This is a genomic window from Streptomyces flavovariabilis (assembly GCF_000725785.1).
In the GTDB taxonomy this organism is placed as follows: Bacteria; Actinomycetota; Actinomycetes; order Streptomycetales; family Streptomycetaceae; genus Streptomyces; species Streptomyces hawaiiensis.
In genome coordinates this window covers 24,935-40,618 of the sequence record NZ_JNXD01000035.1, presented here as the reverse complement: position 1 = coordinate 40,618, position 15,684 = coordinate 24,935, and the positions used below count along the sequence as shown (strand labels likewise).

The 15,684-nt window shown below is 68.6% G+C and carries 12 protein-coding genes and 3 pseudogenes; 9 read left to right on the top strand and 6 right to left on the bottom strand.

Features of this window, described 5'->3' with window-relative positions; translation table 11 throughout:
* Positions 1–96: 96 nt before the first annotated feature.
* Positions 97–747, bottom strand: coding sequence for a DUF3159 domain-containing protein (locus tag IO24_RS42310; RefSeq protein ID WP_167551659.1), 651 nt, complete (start codon positions 745–747; stop codon positions 97–99).
* 303 nt (positions 748–1,050) lie between these two features.
* Between IO24_RS42310 and IO24_RS43880 the strand changes: the two genes are divergently transcribed.
* Entirely contained in the window at positions 1,051–3,222 is a 2,172-nt protein-coding gene (locus IO24_RS43880; protein WP_157851331.1) for an NACHT domain-containing protein, read from the top strand.
* A gap of 189 nt (positions 3,223–3,411) precedes the next feature.
* Here the strand turns inward: IO24_RS43880 and IO24_RS0137845 are convergent.
* Positions 3,412–3,747, bottom strand: a pseudogene (locus IO24_RS0137845) (response regulator transcription factor); the annotation flags it as partial.
* On the opposite strand from IO24_RS0137845, the gene IO24_RS0137840 reads away from it, so the two are divergent.
* Positions 3,692–4,435, top strand: coding sequence for an SMP-30/gluconolactonase/LRE family protein (locus IO24_RS0137840; RefSeq protein WP_244310231.1), 744 nt, complete (start codon positions 3,692–3,694; stop codon positions 4,433–4,435). The pseudogene IO24_RS0137845 and the gene IO24_RS0137840 sit on opposite strands and share 56 nt — an antisense overlap.
* A gap of 302 nt (positions 4,436–4,737) precedes the next feature.
* Positions 4,738–5,106, top strand: a pseudogene (locus IO24_RS0137835) (MmyB family transcriptional regulator); the annotation flags it as partial.
* Positions 5,107–5,159: 53 nt separating this feature from the next.
* Here the strand turns inward: IO24_RS0137835 and IO24_RS0137830 are convergent.
* Entirely contained in the window at positions 5,160–5,975 is an 816-nt protein-coding gene (locus IO24_RS0137830; protein WP_031144048.1) for an oxidoreductase, read from the bottom strand.
* Between the two features lie 1,044 nt (positions 5,976–7,019).
* Here IO24_RS0137830 and IO24_RS0137825 point away from each other — a divergent pair.
* Positions 7,020–7,352 carry a MerR family transcriptional regulator gene (locus tag IO24_RS0137825; RefSeq protein ID WP_031144046.1) on the top strand — a complete coding sequence of 111 codons (333 nt, stop codon included), beginning with the start codon at positions 7,020–7,022 and terminating at the stop codon, positions 7,350–7,352.
* Between the two features lie 146 nt (positions 7,353–7,498).
* Here IO24_RS0137825 and IO24_RS42305 read toward each other — a convergent pair whose 3' ends face one another.
* Both IO24_RS42305 and IO24_RS0137815 read right to left on the bottom strand, forming a co-directional pair.
* A complete protein-coding gene (locus IO24_RS42305) occupies positions 7,499–9,079 on the bottom strand; it encodes a PP2C family protein-serine/threonine phosphatase (RefSeq protein ID WP_107063105.1) in 1,581 nt (526 codons plus the stop codon).
* Positions 9,076–9,606 carry a methanogen output domain 1-containing protein gene (locus IO24_RS0137815; protein ID WP_031144041.1) on the bottom strand — a complete coding sequence of 177 codons (531 nt, stop codon included), beginning with the start codon at positions 9,604–9,606 and terminating at the stop codon, positions 9,076–9,078. The genes IO24_RS42305 and IO24_RS0137815 overlap by 4 nt, the downstream gene beginning before the upstream one ends.
* Before the next feature lie 259 nt (positions 9,607–9,865).
* Here IO24_RS0137815 and IO24_RS42300 point away from each other — a divergent pair, with 259 nt between their 5' ends.
* The 5 genes and pseudogenes from IO24_RS42300 to IO24_RS43870 all read left to right on the top strand — a co-directional run.
* Entirely contained in the window at positions 9,866–10,270 is a 405-nt protein-coding gene (locus IO24_RS42300; protein WP_051906012.1) for an ATP-binding protein, read from the top strand.
* Positions 10,271–10,632: 362 nt separating this feature from the next.
* Positions 10,633–10,875 carry an STAS domain-containing protein gene (locus IO24_RS41405; protein ID WP_107063107.1) on the top strand — a complete coding sequence of 81 codons (243 nt, stop codon included), beginning with the start codon at positions 10,633–10,635 and terminating at the stop codon, positions 10,873–10,875.
* Positions 10,875–11,807 (top strand): anti-sigma factor RsbA family regulatory protein, encoded by a 933-nt coding sequence (locus IO24_RS0137800; RefSeq protein ID WP_031144037.1) that lies wholly within the window; start codon positions 10,875–10,877, stop codon positions 11,805–11,807. The genes IO24_RS41405 and IO24_RS0137800 overlap by 1 nt, the downstream gene beginning before the upstream one ends.
* 236 nt (positions 11,808–12,043) lie before the next feature.
* Positions 12,044–12,892, top strand: coding sequence for an RNA polymerase sigma factor SigF (locus IO24_RS0137795; protein ID WP_031144035.1), 849 nt, complete (start codon positions 12,044–12,046; stop codon positions 12,890–12,892).
* 112 nt (positions 12,893–13,004) lie between these two features.
* Positions 13,005–13,892, top strand: a pseudogene (locus IO24_RS43870) (serine hydrolase domain-containing protein); the annotation flags it as partial.
* A gap of 137 nt (positions 13,893–14,029) precedes the next feature.
* On the opposite strand, the gene IO24_RS0137780 reads toward IO24_RS43870, so the two are convergent.
* Positions 14,030–15,034 carry a ketopantoate reductase family protein gene (locus tag IO24_RS0137780; RefSeq protein ID WP_031144029.1) on the bottom strand — a complete coding sequence of 335 codons (1,005 nt, stop codon included), beginning with the start codon at positions 15,032–15,034 and terminating at the stop codon, positions 14,030–14,032.
* Positions 15,035–15,684 lie beyond the last annotated feature (650 nt).

Sequence of the window (15,684 nt, the reverse complement as noted above, 5' to 3'; positions counted from 1 at the left end):
CGCCGGAACAGTGTCCACAACTCGTCCGGCACCAACCGCTCCAGCAGATCCGTCATGCACGGCACAACGAGCGATCACGCCATCAGAAACGACGTCTTAAGCCCCCGCGTCCTCGGGCAGGTCGGCCTCCGCCCGATTCCGCCGGGCAGCGCCGTGTGCCAGGACGGCGAGCGTCACCGCGGCACAGGCGATCTGCAACGGCGCGCGCAGCAGGAAGCGCGCCACGATCAGGACGTCGGCGTCACCACGCAGGTACAGCACGGACATCACGACGGCTTCCACGGCGAACCGCGCCGCCCACAGCAAGGTGAGCAGCGTGTGCACCCGCTTCGAACCCGGAACCCGGAACCGCCACCGCCCGGCGGCCGCCCGCAACACCACGCCGATGAGGGGCCGTCCCAGCAGAACACTTCCCGACAGCACCACCGCATAGACCGCGTCGATCAGAATGCCCGGAAGGAAGTAGTCCTGGGCCCGGCCCGTCAGGGCCGCGAGAGCAACAGAAAGGGCCAGCAGCCCCAGTGCCACCAGCATCTTCCGCGCATGCCCCAGGGGACGGGCGATCAGCAGGGCAGCGCAGCCGACTCCCAGCGCGAGGTACGCCGCCACGGCGAGGGACACGGACGCGAAGCGCCAGGCGCCGTACCACACGAGGGTCGGCGTGCCGATCAGAGCCACCAGGCAGGCGTCACTGGCCATCACCGAACGACGCGACTGCACCGGCTCCGTCGAATCCGGGGATGTCACGGCAGAGTTACCCCTTCTCCGTCGAGTGTCGGGCGGCCCACCGAAGGGACCTGTTACCCGAAGAGAAGCATGCCGAGGATCAACACGCCCACGATTCCGGTCAGTGTGGAGGCCGCAATCGCCAACAGTCCCGATATTGGAGGCATGTTGCCCCATTCGTGACCGAAGGACGCCTGGCGCTGCGGCGGGGAGCGGCTCAGCGAGGCTTCCGTGCCGGGGCGCCGGGCGTCGCCGGCCGGGGAACGGCACGGCTCGGCCGCTGCGATGCTTGTTCCTGCCGGAGGTCGGGCATGCTTGACGACCATGGCCAAGCGACGCCGCCCACTCGCAGCGACAGTGTTGAGTTCGGTCGTGTGCCTTTCTGGGCTGTGGTGGACGGTGCGAGCACTGGGACAGCGCGGCATGGAGTCCTCGGAAGTGGCCGGGGTGCTGTCCTTCTATCCCGGCTTGGTGGGCGCCGTACTGGGCGCTTGGGGGCTGTGGGCGACGTTGCGCGGCATGCGGGAGCAACGGACGGCTGAAGCGATATCTCTCGATCTCGCGCGCACAGTGCTGCGTGAAGAGGGTGCCCAGTACCGTCAGTTACTGGGCGGCGGAGACGGAACCCCGGAGGGGCCCATCGATGTGGCCTTCACTGTTTCCGCTCCGGGTGCGGGGGAGGGGCAAGTCGCTCAGGGCACCCTGGCTGACATCGTGGCGCACTACCTGACTCCAACGAACAGACGCATGCTGATCACCGGGGAGTCCCCTGCACATGCTTCAGGGGCAGGTGATGCAGGCACCGGTAAAACGGTTCTTGCCTTGGCGCTCGTCCTGGGACTGGCCTCTGAGCGAATCAAGGGAAACCACGTTCCGGTTCCGGTCCGGTTGACCGCGGCATCCTGGCCGCACAATGAGATCGACCAGTGGCTGTGTTCTCGCCTCACCGAGGTCTACCACCTGAGCAGCAGCGACGCGGAACAAGTCGTGGACGCGGGAATGGTACTGCCGGTGATCGACGGACTCGACGAAATGGATCGTGGCCCACTCCTGGGCTACTCATCGCGTGCCGCCGCTCTGCTCCGCGCTGTGCAGCGCTCGGGAAACGGCGGCTCGCCGGGTCCCATTGTTCTTACATGTCGCGCCGCTTCTTTCCTGGACATGATCGATTCCGACACCTATCCACAGTCCATGGTTCATGTCACCATTTCTCGCGTCGATCCCCCACGAGCCAAGAAATACCTGGAGCAACAGGTGGCCGCCACACCCCGCGGACGCGTCCGCTGGCAGGCGGTTCTGGACGCATTGGAAGCTGCCACGAGCAACTCGCCCTCGATGGTCGCCTCGGCAGTCGCCCACGCCTTGGACACTCCCTGGCGACTGAACCTGGCCGTCACCGTCTACCAAGAACGAAGGCCGGACGGCACCTATCTGCGTGACCCCGCCGATCTGATCGGGCTCGCCCGCACCGGACACCTGCGGGAATTCCTTCTGGATCACTACATCAGCGCTGCACTGGCCGCTGCTCACCGCAGCACCAGGACCAGGCGTCCCGGCCGGTCACAGGGCGGAAGGCCGGCTCAAGCCGAAGCCGAGGCGACCTGGCGCGCTCTTGCCGCTCTCGCGCACTACCTGAACGGGAACAGTACTCCACAAGGCCCCAGAGTCATTGAGGGACGTCGTCTGAGCAGCACTGACATCACGCTCCATGAATTGTGGCCGTTGGCAGGCCCAAGGCGCGCTTTGAGGACAGACCGTGCGATTACGTGCGCGATCGCCTTGCCGACGATCTCCGCTCTGCTGTGCCAGCTGTATCACGCATTCGGTTTCGGTGTGTGGCAAACAGCTCTCGGCGCGACAGCGGTGCTAGCGGGTGCGACTCAATTAAGAGGACCGGTCTGGCCACATCCACAGCGATTCGGCCTCAACCGCTTACGTACCCGAACCGGCAGAAGAGACGCGATTCTGTGGCTGACCGTGGGAACCTTTCTCGGCATCCCCGGAGCGCTGGTGGGCGACATGGCCGGCCTCGCGGGGGGTGCCGTCGGCGGCGCTCTCGTCTCCCTCACCTTGGCCGTGACAAGAACGGATTCCGATCCGGTCATGAAGCCGCAAGGCCCGGTGAACGGAGACGCACTGGGAGGAGCTCTTTACGCGGCAGCTTTCGGCATCATGTCCTTTCTCGCCCTGAACGGCGCGGGAAGACTGTCCGAGATAGTCACCATCGCAGTTCTCGCCGGATTGGCAGTCGGCTCCGCGGCTCGATTCGCCAACGGATTCCTTGTCACCCCGAAAAACGAGGCAGGGCGGGCCACGCTTCGGTACTTCGCCTTTCTCCTCTGCTCGCGCAGGCAACTCCCCTGGCGGCTGGGAAGGTTCCTCGACGACTGCTATCGGCTGGGTTTGCTACGTACGGCCGGCACTGCTTGGCAGTTCAGGCACATCGAGTTACAGGAACACCTTGCCGTTCGAGCCGACCCGCCCTCGTCACCCTGATTCCTGCGAAACGCCCACCCCGCACCTACCGCTCCCCACGTGATGCGTCTGCCGGCAGCGCTGTACAGGTGGCGCCATCTCGCCCTTGCGCGGCAGCAGGCCCTGCGCGATCGCCGTCACCAGGCTTCGGCGCCCAGGGGGAACGGCCGCGGCGACGGTGAGGTGCATCTCGACCGACGTACGTTCTGGTCAGATGGTGAGACCTGCGTCGCGGGCCACGAGGGCGGCTTGGACGCGGTTGGTGACCTCCAGCGCGGCCAGGATGCGGCTCACGTGGGCCTTGACGGTGCTCTCGCGCATGGCGAGACGGGTGGCGATGTCGGCGTTGGTGTCGCCCTGGGCGAGCAGGGCGAGTACGTCGCGTTCGCGGGGAGTGAGCCGCTCCACGCGGGCCTGAGCCGCGGTGGCCTGGGGCTGGTTGGCGGCGTGGTAGCGGTCGATGAGACGGCGGGCCGCGGTGGGGTGGAGCATGGCCGAGCCGGTGGCCACGAGGTGGACGGCGCGCAGTATTTCAGCGGGGTCGGTGGACGACCAGCCGGGCGCATGGATCGCCGCCGCGGGCACCGGCATCGCTCTGCTCACCCCCGACGGCGCCCTGGAATGGCTGGAACGCCCCGAGGACCGCACCCCGGTCCCCAGCCGGATGAACGACGGCGTCGCCGACCCCGCCGGTCGCTTCTGGGCGGGCAGCATGGCCTACGACGGGACCCCTGGCGCGGGCTCGCTGTACCGAACGGACCCTGACGGCACAGTGACACGCGTCCTTGACGGACTCACCATCGCCAACGGCCCGGCGTTCACCGCCGACGGCACCACCATGTACCTGGCCGACACGGCCGTCGGCACCATCCTGCGCTGCCGGGTCGACCCCGTCTCGGGCGACCTCTGCGGTCTCCCGGAAACGTTCGCTCGACTGCGCGACGGCGAAGGCAGCCCCGACGGGATGACCGTCGACGAGGAGGGCTGCCTGTGGGTCGCGCTCTGGGGCGCGGGTACGGTCCGCTGTTACCACCCCGACGGCCGCCTCCTCCGCACCGTGACCGTCCCCGCCCCACACCCCACCTCGGTGTGCCTGCATCCGGACGGCCACCGCCTCTTCGTCACCACAGCCCGGTACGGGGTGAAGAGTCCGACCGCCGCCTCCGGCGCGGTGCTCAGCATCGCCGTCCCGGCCAGGGGAGTGGCGGCCCGCGCCTGGCGCGGACGCCCCTGACGCACCCGCTGTCGCCCTGCCCGGCCGCGCCCGGTCCTGGCTACCGGTGCCGCCCTGCCGTCGAGCCGTTCACGAGGCCTCTCGCGCAAGCGTCGGAGTACGAAGGTCATGGCCAGGGCCTGCGCTTTCCGCTTGCTTGCGTGAGCCGGTCTTCGGCGGTCCTTCCGCAAGAGGTTCCGGTCCGTGTTTCGGGCGGACAAGGGACGCGGCACCCGCAAGGCCGGGCGCACCGCAGGCCGTTGCCGCGCAGCCTCTGTCGCGGATGCCGCTCAGGGCTTGAGCAGGACCTTGATGGCGCGGCGGACTGGGACCTCATCGCCGACATGACCGTGGACGTGCTGCGCACCGAGGCCGGCCGCAACCCGCACGACAAGGACCTGCACGACCTGGTGGGGGAGCTGTCCACCCGCAGTGACGCCTTCCGTACGCGCTGGGGGTCCCGCAACGTGCGCCGTCACGGCACCGGCGTCAAACGCTTCCACCACCCGGTGGTCGGAGGCCTCACCCTCGCCTGGCACGGCTCGGCCGTGGACGACGAACCCGGCCTCACTCTCCTCATCTACACCGCCGAACCCGGCTCGCCCTCCGAAGAGGCCCTGCGCCTCCTCGCCTCCTGGGCCGCTTCCCAGGACGGTGACACCCCTGCCGACCGACTTCAGCGGGGTAGCTGATCTCTCACCGGACGGGTCGGGCACTGGGGTGGATGCGCTGGCAGCGAGCCAGGTCAGCCGGCCATGCGGTTGTTCTTGCGAATCTGCTTGTCGAACGCTCCGGCGGGGACGAGGCGGCGCGCCGTGGTGACGCGTGAGGCCAGCGGGCCGGCGGTGTAGCGCAGCTTCGGCTTCTTGTCGGTGGCCGCAGTGACGATCACCTCGGCCACTACGGCGGGGTCGTCGCCGCCCTTCATCGCATCCGCCATCACCTCGTCGAAGACGCGCCGTCGCTCCGCGTACAGAGGCAGCGGGGTGTCGGGCTGTGCGGCGTTGGTCTCGAAGCTGGTCCTGGTATAGGCGGGTTGGACGAGGATGACCCGGACGCCGTGCTCGCGGACCTCGTGGTCCAGCGACTCGGAGTAGCCCTCGACGGCGTGCTTCGACGCGACGTAGACGGCCATGAAGGGCTGGGGAGCGACCCCGAGGACGGACGAGATGTTGATGACGCGCCCGCCACCCTGAGCGCGCATGTGCGGCAGGACGGCCTTCGTCATACGGATGACACCGAGGACGTTGACGTTCAGGACACTCTGGGCCCGGGCGACGGAGTTCTCCTCGACGGCGCCCGCCGAGCCGACGCCCGCGTTGTTGACCAGGACGTCGATGCGTCCGAACCGGTCGATCACCTCTGCGACCGCGGCGGTGGCCGAGTCGTCACTGGCCACGTCGAGATCGAGGTACGTCACACCGGCGGGCGGGGTGAGGCCGGAGGTGTTGCGGCTGGTTCCTACCACCTCGAAACCAGCCGCGACGAAAGCGCGGGCCGTCTCCTTGCCGATCCCTGACGAGGCGCCTGTCACGAGCACCACCGGCCGAGTTGCCGTCATCATGAACTCCCTTTCACGATTATGATCGTATGCCTTACGTTCGTACGACCATATGGGGGTAACCCGATCGATGGCAAGTGCTCGCGTCCGGCGGCCCGAGGAGACCTGTGGGTGTTCGGCTGTCGACGCCTCCATCGTCGCTACGAGCGCAAGCCGGACTGGTCATTGGGGATCAAAAGCACGCCGGCAATCTGCTCAGGGTGCTCGATGGCGAGCCAGTCGTCGCCCGTGAGGTCACCGTCCCGGCCCGAACGCCTCGGGCGGCACTCGCGTCACGTGTGCGCCCCTCTCCTGAGGGGCCCTCTCTGGCGCGGCCCCTCCATCGCCGCTTGAGATGCACCACACCGCCCGCAGGCGAAAATCTACTCTGGCGAGAGTAGACATTGCCGAGTGGTGTGGTTATGGTTTCTCTCGTAGCCCAGAAAGAGAGCAGGGCCTGGCAGACACGAACTGCCGGGCAGCAGTGCAGTATTTGCAGTCCGCAGGGCGGTGCGGTGGTGGAGTTTCGGAGCCAGGGTTGTTGCAGGACGGCGACGGGGCTGACGGCCGCACCAGGTGGCCCGCAGTGATCAGGGGCCACCGCGAGCAGTACCCGCAGTGAGAGCCAGTGAGCAGTACCTCGGTGAAGGCGTCGGCTGCGGGCGCGCGCACCGGGAGGTTCGGCAGTGGGGTTCCAAGCCAGAGCAGACGCATGACGGGCGACGGGGCTGGCTGCCGAAGAGTGGCGCTGTGACAGGCCATTGAGCAGTTCGCATCACCAGCAGTACGAAGTAGAGCAGTACCAGCAGTGAGGGAAGAACGGAGGAATGGGACGCCATCAGGATCGCCCGGGCGGCTTTTCGAGCCCGGGTACCGCAGGACATCGATAGTGAGGTGGTCTCCGGTCAAGCAACCCCGATCCCCGTATCCCCGGCAGTATCTCCATCGGGTATGCGGAGACAGAAGGCCGGCGCAGTAGCAGGGCCGGCAGATGGTGTAACAGTTCCTCCGGGCCCTGGCGCCGTACGGCGCCAGGGCCCTCAACGCGTTCCGCAAAGAGGTGAGATGACAGCAGACACTTCGTACGACCGTCTGGACGACGAAAACTATCCCGCCTACACCATGGGCCGGGCCGCCGAGATGCTCGGCACCACGCAGGGTTTCCTCCGCGCCATCGGAGAAGCCCGCCTCATCACCCCGCTCCGCTCTGCAGGCGGACACCGCCGCTACTCTCGCTACCAGCTGCGGATCGCCGCCCGCGCCCGCGAACTGGTAGACCGTGGCACCCCCGTTGAGGCCGCCTGCCGCATCATCATCCTCGAAGACCAGCTCGAGGAAGCTCAGCGGATCAACGCCGAATACCGCCGCACCGCATCCCTGCACACGCCCGGCACTTGAGTCGGGGTCCGCGGCGGTGCGGCAAGCCGCAATTGTCTTGTCGATTCCAGAGCTGTGTTCGCCCTGGCGCTGGTCGCCGGCATCCTCCTCTCGGCCTCGTCGACCAGGGCGACCGCGTAGTCCTCAAAGCTGAGGCCGTCTTCCGGTCAGACCGACGAGGGGAAGCGGACGGCGAGCAGGGCCCGGTCGTCGGGGAACGCCGCCTCAGGCTGGTGGTGCAGGAACCGGCCGCACAACTGGGCGATGTCCAGGCCCCTGGTGGTGCGGGCGAACTCGGTCAGTCGCCGCATCCCGATGGCGAGGTCTTCGCGACGGCGCTCGATCAACCCGTCGGTGTACAGCAGCAGCGTGTCGTTCTCGGCCACAGTGATGTCGGCCTGTCGGTAGCAGACGTTCCGGACGGGGCCGAGAGGCGGAGAGGTGGCCCGGTCGAGGTAGGCGCTGCTGCCGTCGGCATGGATGAGCAGCGGCGGTGGGTGGCCGGCAGTGGCGTAGGTCAGGGTGCGGGTGCGGCGATCGAAGACCAGATAGCAGGCGGTGGCCATCCGCTCCGGGTGGTAGCGGCCCAGGAAGGAGTTGACTTCGTGAAGGACAGCGGCAGGGTCGGTCCCACAGCGCGGCACGATGTTGCGCAGGGCCGCGGTGACCTGTGACATGACGGTCGCTTCGTGCAGTCCGTGACCGGCGACGTCGCCGATGCTCATGCCGATGTGATCGGCGTCCACGTCGTAGACGTCGTACCAGTCGCCGCCGACCGAGAGCAGGTCACTGCCGGGGGCGTAACAGGTGGCCGTCTCCAGACCGGGCACGCGTGGCAGCTGTGGCAGCAGGCTGAGCTGCAGGCGTTCGGCGACCCGGTGCTCATGCTCGTGCAGCCCCGCCCGGCGCAGAGCCTGGGCGATCTGCTGGGCCACAGCTGTCACATGCGCGGAAGCTGTGGGGCTGTGCGAGCCGTACACGAGCAGCATGCCCAGCTGGATGCCGTCCGCCTCCAGCGACAGTGCGAGCGGAACCGCGTCCGCGGCCTCACCGGGAAGCGAACCGTCCTCCCAGGACGGCCGGTCCAGGTCGGTCCAGCCGCCCGCGCCGACCGGCAGGCCGTTGTCCTCCGGCTGAAGGGGCGGCACCAGCCGCGCCGAGTGCAGATAGAGCTCCGCCGCGATCGCCCCCAGGGCGGCCGGCGCCACCTCGCTGACGACACGGGAAACCTCCGCGAGGGTGATCGCACCGGCCAGGGCGGCCGTCAGGTCGTACAGGTGCTGCAACTGGGCACGGGCAGCCTGTTCAGCGGCCAGTAGCCGAGCCCGGTCCACCTCGGTGGCCCGGCGGAAGGCGACCTCCCGGTTCAGCGCCTCCACCTGCTGGCTGAGCACGACGAACCGGTCCGACGCCCCGGCCTCGACGAGATGCAGCTGCAGGACCGGCTCCGGACCGTCCCACCACGTGGCGCGCGCCCCGTGACAGCGAAACCGCCGCATGCGGCCGTCGGCGTCCTTGATGACCAGCGCGCCCGGCACGGAGCTGCCGCTGCGCAGCCATACGGCCAGCTGCTGACGCAGCCCCGAGGCGTCGTCGGGCCCCAGATCGAAAACTCTGGCGCCAGGACGCAGCCGGTCGTCACAGCGGCCGGCCGCGGGGTTGGCGGCCAGCACACGACCGTCGGCCCCGCACAGCAGCACCGGCTGGGGCAGCGGTCTTGTGATGGCCCGGAAGAGGCCAAGAGTCATAGAGCCACAGCCTGGTCGCCGAAGTACTCACGGCCACTCGCCGTCTCGACATCCACGTCGGGGACGAGGTGCACCACCACGCGGCAGCCCGCGTCGCCGCGCGCGATGGTCTCCTCCAACTCCACGCGCGCGTAGCCCAGATTGCGGGCGGCGATGGTGCCGAAGACGTTGGACGTCATCATGCACATCGACTCCCGGCCCACCACCTTCTCGGCGAACGGGCACACTCGGTTGCCCAGCACGATCTTCGACTCGTCGTGCTCGATGACGTAGAAGTCACCGTTGATGCGGCGCTTGAGGTCCACGAGTGCCTCGGCGACCTGCTCGCCTGTGAGCCGGTCGGTTCCCAGCGCCTTGAGGTACATCTCGTCGATCTGCGTGCCGACGGCCTGCCCCACCAGGCTGACGTAGCCGGAAGCCTCCTCCAGACCGATCACCGACTCCAGTGACGTCGCCAGCTCACGCACCAAAGTCCGCAGGAACACATCACGGTCCAGTGGAATCTCCACATCCGGAACCGGTTCCATGCCTGCTCCCTCGCCCTCGGGCGGCCCGGCGGCAGCGTGTCCGGCGTGGCCTCAGTGTGACGGGATGATTCTGCCAGCGCCCCCCAGCCCGCCACCACCACTCCCATCGCAGCGGCGGTCGACCCTTCACAGGATCCGCCGGTCACCCGGTAGACACAGATGGTTCACCAGGCAGGCAGGGGTAACCCGGCAGATGCCGCTGCCCGCTGTGCACAGCGCAGTGCGCGGTGGCACAGGGCCACCCTGCTGGAGGAACCTAGTGAACAGCGATCCGACCATCCCGTCCTGCGAGTCACCTTTCCCCGCAGCCACAGCGAGCATCGCGGCTGCCCGGCACTGGGTCCGCGACTGCGTGGAAGGTTTCGGCGGTCCGCTGCGCCGGAACCGGATGATCCAGACAGCCGAACTGATCGTCTCGGAACTGATCACCAACGCGATCCTCCACGGCGCCGGCCCACCCCTGATCCGACTTACCTGGAACGGCCGGCTGCTGTGCATCGCGGTCAGCGATGACAGCGACCACTGGCCGCGCCTACATGCCGCCAAGAACACCGAGCCCGGCGGCTTCGGCATGCAGCTTCTCGAACGGCTGGCCCATCGCTGGGGCGTCACCCCTCGCCACCCCGGTAAAACCGTCTGGGCCGAACTCAGCCCCGCCCCATGAACTCGCCTGTTTCAGGCGTGGGTCAGTAGTGGCGGCACTGCGGATTTACTCCGATTCGGTCCCATGACCTGCCACCGGCCGGCCTCACCGGGAGCCGTGCCGCCCCTGCCGGGTCCTGCGCCCTGGGCCTCACTGATCGAATCGAAGGCCAACCTGCGATCAGTGAGGCCCAGAGGCCTGACCGGGTATCGTGCAAGGTGATCGATATGAGCCGCTGTGCGGTCGAGCCCGGGGGCTGGGGGGCAAAAGCGTGGATGTCGCACCTGGTGTGGACGGGTCCCCCGTCGCGCCGCGTGGCGCGGTACTGCAGATCCATCCGCTGCCCGACAGTCCGGGGCTGGGGGGCGATCGGGGAGATCAGCATGAACACACGGGCCGTTTGGCAGCAGGCGCTGAAGCAACTGTTCGAGCGTCGCACAGATGTACTTTATGTGGATCTGTCCCGGGTGAGGTTCGTGGATGTGGCCGGTGTGACGGACCTGGCGGTCACCGCCCAGCGTCTTTCCGAGGGGCAGCGGATCGTGCTTCACCGACCTCCGGCGCAGCTGCCGCGCATTCTTGAGCTTTTCTGGCCCGGGCTCGCCGCAATCGAGGTGGCCGCCTGATGAGCACAGCCGCTTCGCACGAGCCGTTCGTTCACCCGGCGCTCTTCTACCACGGCACGGACCAGTACGTCGCGGGAACGGTCCCCTTTCTGCGGGAAGGCCTGGACGCGGGTGAGCCCGCAGCCGTTGCCGCTCCGCCGGATCGCCTGAAGCTGATCCGTGAGGGACTGGGCGAGCGAGCGGGGGAGGTGCGCTTCATCGACATGACCCAGGCCGGCCGCAACCCCGGCCGCATCATCCCCAGCGTGCTGCGCAGATTCGCCGACGCCCAGCCAAGCGCCCGTCGGGTCCGCATCATCGGCGAGCCGATCTGGCGGGGTCGTTCCGCCGTCGAATACCCGGCGTGTGTCCAGCACGAAGCGCTGATCAACGCAGCTTTCACCGGGCGCGCGGTAACCATCCTGTGCCCCTACGACGCCGGACAGCTGGACAAGCAGGCCCTCAGTGACGCCCTGGCGACCCACCCGGTCGTCCTCGACGCCGATGGCGAGACGAAGTCCACCGCCTACAGCCCCGAGCGGATCATCGCCCGCTACAACGAGCCCCTGCTCGCCCCACTCGGCGTCGCATCCTGCCATTTCGCCGCCCAGACACTGCCCGACACCCGCGACTTCGCCGTGTCCCAGGCGCGGTCGCTGGGCGTGTCCGGCGTGAGTCTGGGAGATCTGGAACTCGCGGTGGCCGAACTGACCACCAACAGCGTCGTCCACGGTGGTGGCTCGGGGACACTGCGGATCTGGGCCGAGAGCGGCCAGATCGTCTGCGAGGTTCACGACGGTGGGCAGCTGACCGATTCCCTGGCGGGCCGCCGCCCGCCGAATCCCACGCAGCCCGGTGGCCGTGGCCTCCTGCTCGTCCACCAACTCGCCGACCTCGTTCGTGTCCACACCGGCCCCGACGGCACTACCATCCGCTGCTACTTTCCCGGCTGACCACGCCCAGAAGGCGGGTGAGCGTCGGTCGCGGGGAGACCGAGGGGCCACGTGCCTCCGCCCTGCGCAGACTCGCACGGCGCCCGGTCGCGGGTTCGTCCAGCTGCCCCTCACGAATGGGTCGGGGCCGATTCGTACACGCCACGGGTATGGGTGCGGGAAGAGGGGGTAAGAGCTGCGACGTCGGCCGTTCCTGCAGGCGGTAGCGGTCGGCTCGATCTTTGGAGGGGCACAGCATGGCGCTCATGAGCATTTCGGCGGCAGCGGACACGCGGACGAGCGGGCTGCCGGAGGTTGCCGACCCCTCCCGGGTCGCGCCGAAGGACGCCCGTGAGCTGTCGCGTCTGTTCTTCGATCAGCTGGCGGTGCTGGAGGAGGGCACGCCCGAGTACAGCTACGCCCGCAGCACGCTGATCGAGATGAACATGTCCCTGGTCCGTTACGCGGCCGGCCGTTTCCGCAGCCGCGGGGCGGAGGAGATGGAGGACATCGTCCAGGTCGGCATGATCGGCCTGATCAAGGCGATCGACCGGTTCGAGCTGACGCGTGAAGTGGAGTTCACCTCCTTCGCGATCCCCTACATCGTGGGAGAGATCAAGCGGTTCTTCCGCGACACCACCTGGGCCGTGCACGTGCCGCGTCGGCTGCAGGAGGCCCGCGTCCAGCTCGCCCGTGCCACGGAGGAGCTGCGTAGCCGGCTCGGCCGCACCCCCACGGTCAGGGAACTGTCGGAGCTGATGAGCCTGCCCGAGGAAGAGGTGCGGGAGGCCCGCCTGGCCGCCAACGGCTACAACTCCTCCTCCCTCGACGCCGCGATCGGTGGCTCCGAAGAGGGCGAGAGCTCCCTGCAGGACTTCATCGGTGCCGAGGACCAGGCGCTGGGACTGGTGGAGGACTTCCACGCGCTGGCCCCGCTGATCGCCGAACTCGACGAGCGGGACCGGCAGATCATCCACATGAGGTTCGTGGAGGAGCTCACCCAGGCCCAGATCGGCGAGCACCTGGGAGTGTCCCAGATGCACGTCTCCCGCCTCCTGTCACGGACCCTGGCCCGCCTGCGGGAAGGAATGCTCACCCACCGCTGAGTCCCTGGACCTCAGCGAGCCTCACTGCCCCTAGGCCTCTAGGTCCTGTCCCTGATCTGCTTCAGGGTGGTTCCCGATGGTGTGAGAGCCGGCCACTTGGTGAGCTGTTCCCATGAGCCATCAGCCGTCGTCTCGCCGCTTACTCGTCGTGCTCGCCGCTGCCCTCGGAACACTCGTCGCCGCCGCACCGGCCGGCCCACCCAACCACCCTCCACCCGATTACACCCACAGCATCAGGCCTCACACGCGCGGACCCAGGGCCGTACTGAACGAGATCGTCGCGCGGGGAACCCCCGGTGTCATCGCCCAGGTACGCGACCGGCGGGGGGTCAGGGACGGCCAGGACGGTGTCCGGGCGCTGGGCACGGAGCGGCCGCGGGGCACGCACGAAAGATTCCGCATCGCCAGCGTGACCAAGACCTTCACCGCCACTGTGCTCCTGAAGCTCGAAGCCGAGGGGAAGCTGTCACTGGACGACAGCGTGGCCAAGTGGCTGCCCGGGGTGGTGCACGGCAAGGGGTACCGGCCCGGGCGCATCACCGTGCGGCACCTGCTCAGCCACACGAGCGGAATCTTCGACTACAACATGGACGAGGGCTTCCGCGCCCGGTACGCGGGGGACGAGTTCGACCGCAACCGCCACTTCAGGTGGTCACCGCGCGCGCTGGTGGACATCGCCCTCGACCACCCGCCGAACTTCCGGCCGGAGCAGTGCAGCAGGCCCGGGCGGCCCGGCAAGTGGGACTACTCGGACACCAACTACGTTCTCGCCGGCATGGTCATCGAGAAGGCCACCGGCCACAGTTACGCGCACGCAGTCGAGTGCCTCGTCATACGGCCCCTCGGCCTGTCCGGCACAAGCGTGCCGAGCACCTCGCCCCGGCTGCCCGCACCGCACGCGAGGCACTACTCCACATTGTTCGAGGACGGGCCGCAGGCAAGGGTGCGCGACGTCACCGAGTTCAGCCCCACGGTCGCCTTCTCCGCGGGGCAGCTGATCTCGAGCTCGGAATCGGCGGGGGCAACGAACGCCGTCGTGGTAACCCGCAACCAGGGCGTCTTCCACGAGGCGTACTTGCCCCGCACCGATCAACCGCAGCACCCAGGAGCAGTCGGCCGGCGCGCTCGGTCACGTCCTCAGGCAGTGACGCCCTCGGCTATGCGCCTGCTCAGCTCCCAGGCCCTCAGGCCGCCCGGCTCCCGACCCTGGGACACGCTCTCCCGGGCGGCGTGCTGGAGGGCCGCGTTCACCGGGGTGGGCACGCCGAATTGCCGGCCGAGCAGCACGATCTCGCCGTTCAGGTAGTCCGTCTCGATCGATCCCGCGCCCCGCGCCAGGCTCTGCCAGGACGAGCCGCGGGTGGGCTCGCCGGCGATCGGCTGCGGGGTGACCGTCCCGCTGCGGAGCTCGGTGATCTCGGCCTCGCTCGCGTAGGCGATGCCCGCGGCGTCGAGGACCGCGGCGCCCTCGGCCTTCGCCCGGGCGACCAGGTCCTGCGCGGCGGCGTCCGAGGCGGTGCCGCACACGGCCTCGACCACGTTGGCGAGGTTGCCGAGGAGTTTTCCGTACTTCCAGCGCATGACGTCCGCCGCTACCGGAGCCAGGAAGTGGGCCTTCTCCAGGTCGTCTGCGATCCGCCGGGCGGTCTCGTCCGAGCCCGGCCCGTACCGGCCGAGGACCAGGGCGCCGGTGTACGGGCCGCAGGGCGCGACGACCTCGCCGGGGTCCAGGTAGGTGCTGGGCAGGACGACGCACATGCCGTACACCTCGTGGAAGCGGCGCAGCGCCAGGCGCTCGTTCTCCACGCCGTTCTGGGCGCACACCAGCGGCAGGCGTTCGCCCGCCGTACCGCCGCCCGCCACCGGCCGTGCTGCCCAGACGTCCAGGGCGGCCACGCTGTCCTGGGTTTTGACGGCGAGGAAGAGCACGTCGTCCTCGCGCAGTTCGATGTCCTCGGGCCGCGCCACGAGGGGCACGTCGAGGGTGAGCGTGCCGGCGGGGACGGTGAGCCGCAGCCCGTTGTCGCGCAGCGCCTCGAAGTGCGCGCCGCGGGCGACCAGGACGACGGACCGGCCGCTTTCGTGCACCCGCCCCCCGATCGAACCGCCGATGGCTCCGGACCCGATGAAGATGTAGCGCATTCCGCTCCCTCGCTCTCCGCTTCAGGCGCCGTACGGGTCGTACAGGGCTGTACGGCTCGAAGCGGGCTTCAACTGCTGTCAGTCGAGGGCCGCGGGGTCGTCTTCGCCGTGGCGTCCCGTCCCCCGCCCCCCCCGGTGGCGCACCACCGGGCGAGTTCCTGCGCCCGCCGCTCGACCTCGTGGTCGTCGGCACCGGCCAGGCCACAACTCGCCACGCACACACCGGACTTCACTCCCCGCCGGTACGCCGCCCCACCGTACCCCGCTCTGTCCGGGCGCGATGCCGCGCAGAGAGCACGTTCACACAATCGAGTCGACCAACTAAATCGGGAGACATTGTCAGGTGACCATGTCGGCTGTATGTTTGTCTCGTGCCGCAGCGACGCAGCGGACACAAAGGCAGGCCTGTGATCACGAGGCGGGCCTTCCCTCAGTGCGTTACCGGGGTCACGGCGACCCCGCGCCCCTGCTCATGGACAACCACAAACGCGAGGTCACGCCATGCCCACCATGCTCGCCGGACGCCTCCACCTGGACACTCAGACATTCGCGGTGGAGGAGGTGGCGATCCCCGTTCCGGGCCCTCAACGAGGGAGGACACGCTCGCCCCGATCCCTGCCCCGGGGCTGCGGCTGAGCGGCTCGTAGCCC

Excerpts from the sequence above, each read along its gene's own strand:
- IO24_RS43880 (WP_157851331.1), top strand. The coding sequence starts at position 1,051 with ATGGCCAAGCGACGCCGCCCACTCGCAGCGACAGTGTTGAGTTCGGTC.
- IO24_RS0137840 (WP_244310231.1), top strand. The coding sequence starts at position 3,692 with ATGGCCGAGCCGGTGGCCACGAGGTGGACGGCGCGCAGTATTTCAGCG.
- IO24_RS0137830 (WP_031144048.1), bottom strand. The coding sequence starts at position 5,975 with ATGACGGCAACTCGGCCGGTGGTGCTCGTGACAGGCGCCTCGTCAGGG.
- IO24_RS0137825 (WP_031144046.1), top strand. The coding sequence starts at position 7,020 with ATGACAGCAGACACTTCGTACGACCGTCTGGACGACGAAAACTATCCC.
- IO24_RS42305 (WP_107063105.1), bottom strand. The coding sequence starts at position 9,079 with ATGACTCTTGGCCTCTTCCGGGCCATCACAAGACCGCTGCCCCAGCCG.
- IO24_RS0137815 (WP_031144041.1), bottom strand. The coding sequence starts at position 9,606 with ATGGAACCGGTTCCGGATGTGGAGATTCCACTGGACCGTGATGTGTTC.
- IO24_RS41405 (WP_107063107.1), top strand. The coding sequence starts at position 10,633 with ATGAACACACGGGCCGTTTGGCAGCAGGCGCTGAAGCAACTGTTCGAG.
- IO24_RS0137800 (WP_031144037.1), top strand. The coding sequence starts at position 10,875 with ATGAGCACAGCCGCTTCGCACGAGCCGTTCGTTCACCCGGCGCTCTTC.
- IO24_RS0137795 (WP_031144035.1), top strand. The coding sequence starts at position 12,044 with ATGGCGCTCATGAGCATTTCGGCGGCAGCGGACACGCGGACGAGCGGG.
- IO24_RS0137780 (WP_031144029.1), bottom strand. The coding sequence starts at position 15,034 with ATGCGCTACATCTTCATCGGGTCCGGAGCCATCGGCGGTTCGATCGGG.